5 protein-coding genes are annotated in these 6,975 nt (G+C 76.1%); 3 read left to right on the plus strand and 2 right to left on the minus strand.

Annotated elements, in window-relative coordinates:
• Positions 1-174: 174 nt before the first annotated feature.
• Positions 175-1,173: a DNA polymerase Y family protein gene (locus tag ACSNOD_RS26590; protein ID WP_436769603.1), complete on the plus strand. Its 999-nt coding sequence runs from the start codon at positions 175-177 to the stop codon at positions 1,171-1,173.
• Positions 1,174-1,449: 276 nt separating this feature from the next.
• Positions 1,450-1,971 carry a hypothetical protein gene (locus ACSNOD_RS26595; protein WP_436769600.1) on the plus strand — a complete coding sequence of 174 codons (522 nt, stop codon included), beginning with the start codon at positions 1,450-1,452 and terminating at the stop codon, positions 1,969-1,971.
• A gap of 189 nt (positions 1,972-2,160) precedes the next feature.
• On the opposite strand, the gene ACSNOD_RS26600 is transcribed toward ACSNOD_RS26595, so the two are convergent.
• Positions 2,161-3,285, minus strand: a complete 1,125-nt coding sequence (locus ACSNOD_RS26600; RefSeq protein ID WP_436769601.1) for a lytic polysaccharide monooxygenase auxiliary activity family 9 protein — start codon at positions 3,283-3,285, stop codon at positions 2,161-2,163.
• A 313-nt stretch (positions 3,286-3,598) separates the two neighbouring features.
• On the opposite strand from ACSNOD_RS26600, the gene ACSNOD_RS26605 reads away from it, so the two are divergent.
• Complete coding sequence (locus tag ACSNOD_RS26605; RefSeq protein WP_436769602.1) at positions 3,599-5,299, plus strand: carboxyl transferase domain-containing protein; 1,701 nt, start codon at positions 3,599-3,601, stop codon at positions 5,297-5,299.
• A gap of 223 nt (positions 5,300-5,522) precedes the next feature.
• Here the strand turns inward: ACSNOD_RS26605 and ACSNOD_RS26610 are convergent, their stop codons facing one another.
• On the minus strand, positions 5,523-6,947 hold the full coding sequence (locus tag ACSNOD_RS26610; RefSeq protein WP_436769604.1) for a hypothetical protein: 1,425 nt from the start codon (positions 6,945-6,947) through the stop codon (positions 5,523-5,525).
• Positions 6,948-6,975: the final 28 nt, after the last annotated feature.

The following is a 6,975-nucleotide window of genomic DNA, read 5'->3' on the forward strand; positions in this document are numbered from 1 at the left end:
TCCGCGCTCGTGCCCGGCCCCCCGCCCCTGCCCGAGCGCGGAGGGGCACCCGAGGCGCCCGAGAACGTACGGTCACCCGAGCACATACGCGCGCCCGAACACGTACAGGAGCCCGAGCACGTACCGGCGCCCGAGCCGGCGCCCGCGCCCCCGCGCGCCCCCGCTGCGGACAGCGTGCCGCACGTGCTGTGCGTGCGCTTCCACCCGCTGTCGAGTGAACCCCTCGGGGAGGAGGCGTACGAGGGACTGCTCGCGCTGCTCGGCGAGTTCACCCCCGTCGTCGAGGCCCTGCCGCCCGACGCCGCCCTCGCGGACGTGCGCGGCGCGCTGCGCTACTTTCGGCGCGACGCGGCCCAACTGGCCGAGCTCGTCCGGGTCCGGGCGCTCGCCCGGTACGGCGCCGACTGCGTCATCGGCGTCGCCGCCAACCCCCTGCTCGCCCGGATGGCCGCCCAGGACGGCGCGCCCGGCGCGATCCGTACGGTGCCCGCCGAGCCCGCCGCGGTGGCCGGCTTCCTCGAACGCAAGCCCGCGGTCGCCCTGCACGGGATCGGCCCGGCGACCGCCCGGACCCTGGCCGCGTACGGTCTGGACAGCGTCGACCGGATCGCCGCCGCGCCGCTCTCCGCCCTCACCCGCATCCTCGGCGCGACCGCCGGGCGGCGCGTCCACGAACGGGCCCACGGCATCGACCCCTCGCCCGTCACCCCCAACGCCCCGGCCCGCTCCGCCGGTGCCGAACACCGCTTCGGCCACGACGAGCTGGACCCCGAGCGGCGGCGTCGCGCGCTGCTCTCCCTCGCCGACGAACTCGGCGCCCGGCTGCGCGCCGAGGGCCGGATCGCCCGCGCCCTGACCCTCACCGTCCGCTACGCCGACCGCTCCACGACCACCCGGACCCGGGCGCTCGCCGAGCCGACGGCGCACACGCCGGCGCTCACCGAGGCCGCGTACGCCCTGCACGCCGCGCTCGGTCTGCAGCGCGCCCGGGTGCGGGCGCTGTCCCTGCGGGCGGAGGACCTGACCGGCGCCGACCACGCCGCCCACCAGCTCTCCCTGGACCCGGAGGACGAGAAGGCGCGGCGCGTGGAGGCGGCCGTGGACCGCGCCCGCGCCCGCTTCGGCCACCACGCGGCGCACTCCGCCGCGCTGCTGCGGCGCGACGTGGCCTGAACCGCCCTGTTGTGACGCAGCACACAGCTTCGATTTCAGTGTGCTGTCCGTAGTCGACGTCCCCTCGGTGGTCCGGACCAATCCGGGCATCGCGGCCAGCGACGGGGGTGCGTCCGCTACGCGCTGTCCCGGAAATAGAGGTACATGGTTCCGCATGTGAACTTCGGGGCGCCTGCCCGGGAATGCTCGGCTTAGGGTCTGCGGGCGTGCCGGAGATCCCGCACGCCGGGCGGCGGCAGGCAGTGCTGTCGGACCCGACCTCTGTCAGGGAGCGTCATGACGTACGCGAGCGGAAAATCGATGGGAGCAGTCTTCGCGATGCTCCTGGGCCTTCTCTTCATCGGTGCGCCGCAGGCGATCGCCGAGACCGGTTCCAGCACGGTCCAGATCTCCCGCGAGGCCAACGAGCCCACCCGGGCGATAGCCGCCGCCGCCCCGGCGGCCGCCGCCGCGGCCGCCAATGTGTGCGGCACGGGCTACACCCTCTACTACGCCGAGCGGCTCCCCGACGAGCGCCGCTTCGGCACGCTCTTCATCTACACCAAGCCCGGCGCGGGCAACGACCAGCCGGTGTGCTCGATCTTCGACAACAACACGGGCGTCGCGAAGTACATGAAGATCAAGCTGTGCTCGAACTACATCGCCGACGGCTGCAAGGAGGACTCGGGCACCTTCAGCCAGTACGCGGGCCCCGTCTACCAGAAGCGTGGCGGCTGCGGCAAGGTCACGGCGATCATGAAGAGCACCGCCTCGTCGCCGGCGCTCATCGACGCGGTGCGCGGCACGACGGCCTGCTGAATCGTTCCGCGGCCCCGTATTTCCGCAGCCCTGTAGCTCTGTAGCTGTGCAGCCTTGTGGCTGTGCGGCCGAGTCGCCCAGTCGACACGGCGACTCGGCAACACGGCGATGCGGCGACATGGCACCCCGGCCCCGTACCTGGCGCAGGTACGGGGCCGGGGCATGTCCGGCACCTCTCGCCTGTCGTGATCAGCGGGTGGGCGGGAGGCCGCGCCGGCGCCGCAGCCGGGGAGCGAGGATCATCGCGGCCGCGCCGAGCGCGAGCACCGCGGCCCCGCCGACGGCGAGCGGCAGCGTGGTGCCGCTCCCGCCGGTCTGGGCGAGGTTCTCCGTCCGTACGGGGGTGGCGGAGCCGTTGGGGGCGGGCTGGTTGCCCGTCGTGGTGCCGTTCGTGCCCGTGCTCCGGTCGTCGGTGCCCCCGCCGCCGGCCGGCGCGCTCTTCGGCCGAACGTCCTTGGCGTCGCCGGCGCCGGACGTGCCGGGCGCGCCGGCGGTGCCGGGTGCGGTCTGCGGCTGGTGGTCGTCGCCGCCGTGGCCGCCGTGGTCCACGGTGGACTTGCTCGCGCCGGCGGCGATCTGGGCGTCGCTCGGGGCGGCGGGCGCGGCCGGCGCGGCGGCCTCGCCCGCCGATGCCGCGGCGGCCTTGCCGAACACGACGTCGGAGCAGGTGTAGAACGCCTCGGGGCTGTCCGAGCGCTGCCAGACGCTGTAGATCAGATGGCGGCCGGTCTTCCGGGGAACGGTGCCGTTGAAGACGTAACTGCCGTTCCTGAGCGTCGGGTCGGTGACGGAGGCGAACGGCTTGGCCTCCAGATCGGACCACTTCAGGGGCTTGGACGGGTCGTAGCCGTCCTTGGTGATGTAGAGCTGGAAGCTTCCCCGGTGCGGGGCGGTGGCGCGGTAGGCGAAGGTGTGCGCGCCGCTCTTCATGGTGGTGGCGGGCCAGTCGGCGCGCGGCAGGTCCAGCCCCTTGTACTTGTCCCGGCCGGCGCTGCACAGCTTGCCGTCCGGTATGCGTTGCTGGTGCCGCCCGGCGACATCACCGATGTTCACCTCGTTCCAGTCGTAGAGCGCCTGGGTGCCGCCGGCCCGCACGGCGGCCTTGCAGGCGGCCGACTTGGGGTTCTCCGGCCCCTCCGCGTAGCACGCCGAGACCCGGCTGACCGGGTTCGTCATGGAGCCGTGCGCGGCGGCGGTACCCGCCGTGGCCAGTGACCCGAACACGGTGAGCCCGGCGACTGCGGCGAGGGCGAGCGGGGTCGCGAGCGGCGCGGGGCCGGCGACGGTCCTGGCGGCCGTACGGCGAGCGGTCATCGTGAGCGTCTCCTTCGGGGGAGGCTGTGGGGGGACGACGGAATGTGGGGTTCCGAACCGGGGCGGGCGGCGGACGGCGCGCCTCCCCGAAGCGTCCCGAACCCGCCGGACCCGCCCCGGCGAGCAGCACGCTAGCCCTCCGCTTCCCGGATTTCCGCTGTTCGGCGGGGCGTTGGGCGATCTTTATGGACGGCTTAAGGAGGGCCTAAGCGCGGGCTGAGGGTGGCCGGCGGGCGGGTGGCCGGGCGGCGCGTCGTATCGCAGTGATCACGTCTCACGCGCCCGCGCGCGAGCGTCGTGGCAGGGTGGTGCCATGACCGCTCCGAACGATCGTGCGCCCGCGCTTCGGCTGATCGAAGACACCGTCGACCCCGGCAGCTGGCAGTCCTGGGACGAGCCCGTCGACCTCGCCGTGGCGGACGAGTCGTACCGCTCCGATCTGGAACGCGCCCGGGAGCGCACCGGGCTCGACGAGTCCGTCATCACCGGCGAGGGCCGCGTCCACGGCCGCCGGGTCGCGGTCGTCGCCTGTGAGTTCCGCTTCCTGGCCGGGTCGATCGGGGTCGCGGCCGGAGAGCGGCTCGTACGGGCCGTGGAGCGGGCCACGGCCGAGCGCCTCCCCCTCCTCGCCGCGCCCGCCTCCGGCGGCACCCGCATGCAGGAAGGGACGATCGCCTTCGTCCAGATGGTCAAGGTCACCGCGGCGATCGCCGAACACAAGGCCGCCGGCCTGCCCTACCTGGTCTATCTGCGCCACCCGACGACCGGCGGCGTCCTCGCCTCCTGGGGGTCTCTCGGCCATGTCACGGCCGCCGAGCCCGGCGCCCTCATCGGCTTCCTGGGGCCGCGCGTCCACCAGGCCCTCTACGGCGAGGAGTTCCCCTCCGGGGTGCAGACCGCCGAGAACCTGCTGCACCACGGGCTGGTGGACGCCGTACTGCCGCAGGACCAGCTCAGAGGCGTCGCGGCGCGCGCGCTCGGTGTCCTGTGCGGGGACACGGCGGGGGAGGGTGCCGCGCCCGTGGGGGCCCCGGGTGCCGTGCCCGTGGGGGCCGTGCCCGCGGGCGCCGTGCCCCTGGGGTCCGTGCCCCTGAGCGCTGTGCCCCTGGGTGCCGCGCCCGCCGGCGCGGAAGACGCTTCGGGCGCCGCCTCGTCCAGCGCGCCCGCCGCCGGGGAATCCGTACGGCGCTCCCGCCGCGGCGAGCGCCCCGGCGTGCGCGACCTGTTGCGCGTGGCCGGGCGCGACGTCACCCCCCTCAGCGGTACGGGCGCGGGCGAGCACGACCCGGGTCTGCTCCTCGCGCTGGCCCGGATCGGCGGCACGCCCTGCGTGGTCCTCGGTCACGACCGCCGGGGCGAGGAGCAGCCCCCGCTGGGCCCCGGTGGCCTGCGGGAGGCCCGGCGCGGCATGCGGATCGCGGCCGAACTGGGCCTGCCGCTGCTCACCGTGGTCGACACGGCCGGCGCCGCGCTCTCCCGGGAGGCCGAGGAGGGCGGCCTCGCCGCGGAGATCGCCCGCTGCCTCGCCGATCTCGTCACCCTGCCCGCGCCCACCCTCTGTCTGCTGCTCGGGCAGGGCGCCGGCGGCGGCGCCCTCGCGCTGCTGCCCGCCGACCGGGTGCTCGCCGCACGGCACGCCTGGCTCTCCCCGCTGCCGCCGGAGGGCGCGTCCGCGATCCTCCACCGGACCACGCACCGCGCGTTCGAGGTGGCCGGGCGCCAGGGCGTGCGCTCGGCGGACCTGCTCGCGCACGGGATCGTGGACCGCGTCATCGAGGAGGCCGAGGAGGCGGACGTCGCGGCGGGGGCGGGGCGAGGGAGCGGCGAGCCGTACGAGGCCGGGGCCGGGCGGGGTGGCGAGGCGCCGGACGCGGCCGATCTGCCGCGGGCGTTCCTCATCCGGCTCGGGGCGATCCTCGGCACGGAACTCGCCGAGCTGCGCGCCCGGGACCCCGAGGCCCGGCTCGCGGCCCGCCGCGCCCGCCACCGCGCCCTGGGCACGGTCCCGCGCTGATGCGCGTCCTGATGCGCGCCGCACAGTTCTGACGCGCGGCCGCGACGCGTGCGGTTACGTCCTGACCCGCGCGGTCACTCCTGAGCGGGGCCCGTCCTGACGCGCGCGGTCAGTACTGACGAGGGCCCGTCCTGACGTGTGCGGTCAGTACTGATGCGGGCCCGCCCACCGCCCGGGCGGGGCCCCGGTCCGGCCCGGCCGGGACCCGTACGCCCGGCGCGCGTCACCGGCCCACCGTGTCGCCCGACCCCCCGTCCCCTCTGGTGACCAGCGCCAGATGGCCCCCCTCGTGCAGCGCGCCATCAGTACGGAGCGTGCGCAGCACCCGTGCTGTCGTCGCGCCGATGAGGTGGATCTCGCCGTGGCCGCCCCGGGTGACCGCGAGGAGATCGGCCCCGGGGGACGCCGCCACCGCCCGCCGCTGGACACCGTCCCAGGGGGTGCCGCCCTCCCGGGGCGCGCCGTCCATCGCGGGCAGCGGGATACGGGCCGTCACCTGCGGGACGCCACGGGCGTCGGCGAAGGCGCTGTCGACCAGGACGAGTTCGTCGCCGCGCGGATGGATGCGCGTGAACGCGGCCCGGTCGGCCGTGAGGGCGAGCCGGAAGACCAGGCCGGGGCCGAGCGGAAGGCGACCGGTGCGGCCCTCGTCGAGCCGGTGCCACCAGGCGTCGTTGGTCCACTCCGGCCAGCGCCCGGGGTCGGCCGGGCCTCCGCGCACGGTGCTCCACAGCGTGCGGTGCGCCGGGTCCGGCCGCAGGTAGTAGCCGCGCCCGCCCGCGCGCCCGCAGGCGTCCCACGGCAGCCCGGGACCGGCGGCCAGCCGGCCCGCCCCCGCGCGTACGGCCGTGCGGACGCCGTCCTCGGTGGCCGTGAACAGCCGCCCGGTCAGGGGGTCGACGGCGTCCCCGTGGCCGTCGTCCGGCAGCGGCAGCGTGTCGCACGGCTCGACGAGCGGGCAGCCGGGGCCGGCCCGGAACAGCGCGTCGAGCCGGTACGCGCCGAGGGAGCCCGGCATCCGATGGCGCATCACCAGCAGGGGCGGCGAGCCCGCCGCGTCCGTACGGGCGGAGGCACGCGCCTCACCGGCCCCGTAACCGTGCTCGTGCCCGTAACCGTGCCCGGCCCCGTAACCGCGCTCGTGCCCGCGCTCGCCGGAGCCGTACGCGCCGAGGAACGCGACGCCCGGCTCGCCGACCCGCGTCCGCACCCGTACGGCGCGCGGTGGCCCGCCGCCGTCCGGCGTCAGATCGACGACCGTCAGCAGATCGCTCCACGGTTCGGCGTGCGGGCCGCACCCCGTGGAGACGGCGAGGAACCGGCCGGACGGGTCCGTCGCCAGGTGCTCGGCGGGCACCGCCACCGGCACGGTCGCGCTCACCAGGGGGCGGCCGGCCCCGGCGGCGAAGGGGTCGAGCAGGACGACCTCGCCGGCGAGGTCGTCGACGAAGGCCAGCCGCCCGCCCGGCAGGCGCAGAAACCCCGCGTGCTCGGAGAGATGGCGGCCCTCCAGCCGGGCCAGGAGCCGCCCGCCGTGGGGTTCGAAGACCTGGACGACGCCGGCGACGTGATCGGCCGCGACAAGGCGCGCTCCGGCCTCGGGAGGGGGCGGACAGGCGGGTCCTGGCGTGGGCCGCGAAAGGGACATCGTGGACTTCCTCGGGGAGGGCGGGTTG

This window comes from Streptomyces sp. URMC 123, from assembly GCF_051386515.1.
Classification (GTDB): domain Bacteria; phylum Actinomycetota; class Actinomycetes; order Streptomycetales; family Streptomycetaceae; genus Streptomyces.

Excerpts from the sequence above, each read along its gene's own strand:
- ACSNOD_RS26595 (WP_436769600.1), top strand. The coding sequence starts at position 1,450 with ATGACGTACGCGAGCGGAAAATCGATGGGAGCAGTCTTCGCGATGCTC.
- ACSNOD_RS26600 (WP_436769601.1), bottom strand. The coding sequence starts at position 3,285 with ATGACCGCTCGCCGTACGGCCGCCAGGACCGTCGCCGGCCCCGCGCCG.
- ACSNOD_RS26605 (WP_436769602.1), top strand. The coding sequence starts at position 3,599 with ATGACCGCTCCGAACGATCGTGCGCCCGCGCTTCGGCTGATCGAAGAC.
- ACSNOD_RS26610 (WP_436769604.1), bottom strand. The coding sequence starts at position 6,947 with ATGTCCCTTTCGCGGCCCACGCCAGGACCCGCCTGTCCGCCCCCTCCC.